This is a genomic window from Duncaniella sp. (assembly GCF_029054785.1).
In the GTDB taxonomy this organism is placed as follows: domain Bacteria; phylum Bacteroidota; class Bacteroidia; order Bacteroidales; family Muribaculaceae; genus Duncaniella.
On record NZ_JAIDEN010000111.1, the window covers coordinates 1 to 3,059 of the forward strand.

The 3,059-nt window shown below is 53.1% G+C and carries 4 protein-coding genes and 1 riboswitch; all 4 genes read left to right on the forward strand.

Translation table 11 applies throughout. The features are described from left to right. The first annotated feature begins 170 nt into the window (after nt 1–170). Nucleotides 171–1,262, forward strand: coding sequence for a GDP-mannose 4,6-dehydratase (gene gmd, locus K2H17_RS07380; RefSeq protein WP_300133240.1), 1,092 nt, complete (start codon nt 171–173; stop codon nt 1,260–1,262). Between the two features lie 149 nt (nt 1,263–1,411). Beyond that, a riboswitch (TPP riboswitch) is annotated at nt 1,412–1,513 on the forward strand. A 124-nt stretch (nt 1,514–1,637) separates the two neighbouring features. Then, the gene (gene thiD, locus K2H17_RS07385; RefSeq protein ID WP_300133242.1) at nt 1,638–2,468 is read left to right on the forward strand and encodes a bifunctional hydroxymethylpyrimidine kinase/phosphomethylpyrimidine kinase; all 831 of its coding nucleotides are present in this window, start codon (nt 1,638–1,640) and stop codon (nt 2,466–2,468) included. 11 nt (nt 2,469–2,479) lie between these two features. Beyond that, entirely contained in the window at nt 2,480–2,680 is a 201-nt protein-coding gene (gene thiS / locus K2H17_RS07390; RefSeq protein ID WP_300133244.1) for a sulfur carrier protein ThiS, read from the forward strand. A gap of 56 nt (nt 2,681–2,736) precedes the next feature. Next, nucleotides 2,737–3,003 (forward strand): thiamine phosphate synthase, encoded by a 267-nt coding sequence (locus K2H17_RS07395; RefSeq protein WP_300133246.1) that lies wholly within the window; start codon nt 2,737–2,739, stop codon nt 3,001–3,003. The last annotated feature ends 56 nt before the right edge of the window (nt 3,004–3,059 follow it).

The following is a 3,059-nucleotide window of genomic DNA, read 5'->3' on the forward strand; positions in this document are numbered from 1 at the left end:
TCCTTTCTCATTTACAACAATTTATCTAAAAGATACACCACTCAGATTTTAACTCTTGTTTTTAAACAACCTCTTATATCCCTAAATTTCAGAAAAATATCCTTTCAGATATCGCAGTTTTTCCTTATCTTTGCGGCTCAATATTTCACTTAGTAGCTGTAACAAATATAATGAAAACTGCACTTATTACAGGTATTACCGGCCAGGATGGTTCGTTTCTGGCTGAATTCCTTTTGGAAAAAGGATATGATGTACACGGCACCATCCGCCGCTCGTCAGTAGACTTCCGCGAACGCATCGCCCACCTCGAAGGTCAGCCCAACTTTCACCTTCACTACGCCGATCTGGGCGACTCGATGTCAATTCTGCAAGTTGTTTCCAAAGTACGTCCGGACGAAATCTACAATCTTGCCGCCCAGAGCCACGTCCAGGTATCTTTCGACTCTCCTGAGTTCACAGCCGACGTAGACGCAACCGGAGTTCTCCGTATCCTTGAAGCCGTGCGCCTCAGCGGACTGGCCGAGACCTGCCGCATCTATCAGGCCTCAACCTCCGAGCTTTACGGCAAGGTTGAGGAAGTGCCTCAGAATGAAAAGACACCCTTCCACCCCTATTCTCCCTATGCGGTAGCCAAGCTCTACGGATTCTGGATCATCAAGGAATATCGCGAAGCCTACAACATGTATTGCTGTTCAGGTATCCTCTTCAACCACGAATCAGAACGCCGCGGCGAGACTTTCGTGACCCGCAAGATCACACTCGCTGCCGCCCGTATCGCTCAGGGGAAGCAGGAAAAACTCTACCTCGGCAACCTCTCGTCGCTCCGTGACTGGGGCTACGCAAAAGACTATGTGGAATGTATGTGGCTCATTCTCCAGCAGGAGAAGCCTGAGGACTATGTGATCGCTACCGGCGAACAGCACTCAGTCCGCGAATTCTGCCTCTACGCATTCCGCCGCGCAGGCATCGAACTCCGCTTCGAAGGCGAAGGCGCCGATGAAAAGGGCATTGACGTGAAGACCGGAAAGGTAGTCATTGAAGTTTCTCCCGACTTCTACCGTCCGACCGACGTTGTAAACCTCTGGGGCGACCCGACCAAAGCCCGCAAGCAGCTCGGATGGGATCCGTCAAAGAAGACATCGTTCGAACAGCTCGTCAACCTCATGGTAGATGCCGATATGGCGAAAGTAGCTATTGAGCGCGCCGGAGAACAGGTCCGCACCAACCTTGCCGAATATCTCGAAAAAGGCATCGTGAAATAATCCGGAACTCCGAACCGCGAAAAACAAACCGAAAAATTTCAGTGTCCGTTGAAAAAACGGCCTCTGACAGCAAACATCGCCGATGTGATCTGTTAGCGACACATCGGCGACTTTTTTATTTGGAAAATCACGAATAAAACCCTAACTTTGCGGCGACAAAGGGGTGCGGACTTCAGATTGATGCCGCTGAGATAATACCCTCTGAACCTGATGCGGTTAGTACCGCCGAAGGGATTGCTCTTGACTTTGCCTCAACCGCTTTGTCAGTCTGTTGCATGACGGACAGAAAATCCTCAGCCGGCCCACAGGGACTGCCGGAAATCCGAAACGTGATTTCAGGGCATACGGGGTCAGACTAACACAGAATAAAGCGCGATGAGAACATACTATCCAACTCTTACAATCGCTGGCTCAGACTCTTCCGGAGGTGCCGGAATTCAGGCTGACATCAAGACGATGTCGGCCATCGGTTGTTATGCCATGTCGGCGATAACCTCCATCACAGCCCAGAACACCACCGGAGTCCGCTCCATCATGCCGGTCAGCCCTGAAGTTGTCGCCGACCAGATCGACATGGTCATGACCGACATTCCCCCGCTTGCCATCAAGGTCGGAATGCTGTGCAATGCGGAAGCCGCAAGCGCAGTCGCAGAGCGTCTTGAGCACTACCGTCCGCAAAATCTGATCGTAGACCCGGTGATGGTATCGACATCCGGCTCCATGCTGCTCGAAAAAGATGCCGTTGAAGTCCTGACGAAGCGCATTTTCCCTCTGGCAGAACTTGTCACCCCAAATCAGATGGAGACCAAGGCCCTGACCGGATCGTCGGACACCGCAGAGCAGATCGAATCACTGCGCCGGCTCGGCTGCCGCAACATCCTCATAAAAGGGGGCGACACCGACCGGACAGACATCAAAGTCGACATTCTGCACCTCAGCGCCACCGGCGAGACAATCGAACTGAAAGCAGATGCCGTCGACACAAAAAATTCCCACGGAACCGGATGCACACTGTCATCGGCAATCGCGTCATATCTCGCACTCGGCTACCAGCTGAAGGAAGCCGTCGGCATGGCCAAATTATATGTGACACATGCGCTTGAGGCCGGATCCTGGATCACGACAGGCCGCGGCCACGGTCCGGTCAATCATTTCTTCTCCCCTCGCCGTCTAAAGAATTTCAACCCCAAAACGCAGCAAAAATAAAAGCAACGACCATGACAGTCAAAGTCAACCAAGTAGTCATCAGCCTTCCGGAGGGCGCATCGCTCCAGGACGCGCTCGACGCCAAGGAAATCAAACCGCAGGGGATCGCCACAGCCGTCAACGGGAAAGTCATTCCGGCCGTGCTGAGACAATCGCACAAGCTCTCAGAGAATGACGATATTGTCATCATAAAAGCGTTTTACGGAGGCTGACAGCCGACATGTGACTGACCAACCCGCAGGAAAAACTTAGACGAGAACCTCTCCGCATGATAAGGATAGCAATCACACCTGAGCGACTTGACGACGAACTCCGCGAAGCGACCGCAGTCCGCGCCCTCCTTGAGGCCGGCTGGGACAAAGTCCATCTGCGCCATCCGGAGGCTTCGCGCAATGACATCCGCCGCGTGATCGAAGCGATCCCACAGGGATTTCACGACCGGCTGGTGATCCACGGTCATTTCGATCTGTGCAACGATTTCAATCTCGGAGGGCTTCACCTCAACCACCGCTGTCCCACCCCGCCCGCACTATAAACCCGTCCCCGGACGCACGACAGAAACAACCCGGGCGCGCAAAGAACAATAACAAG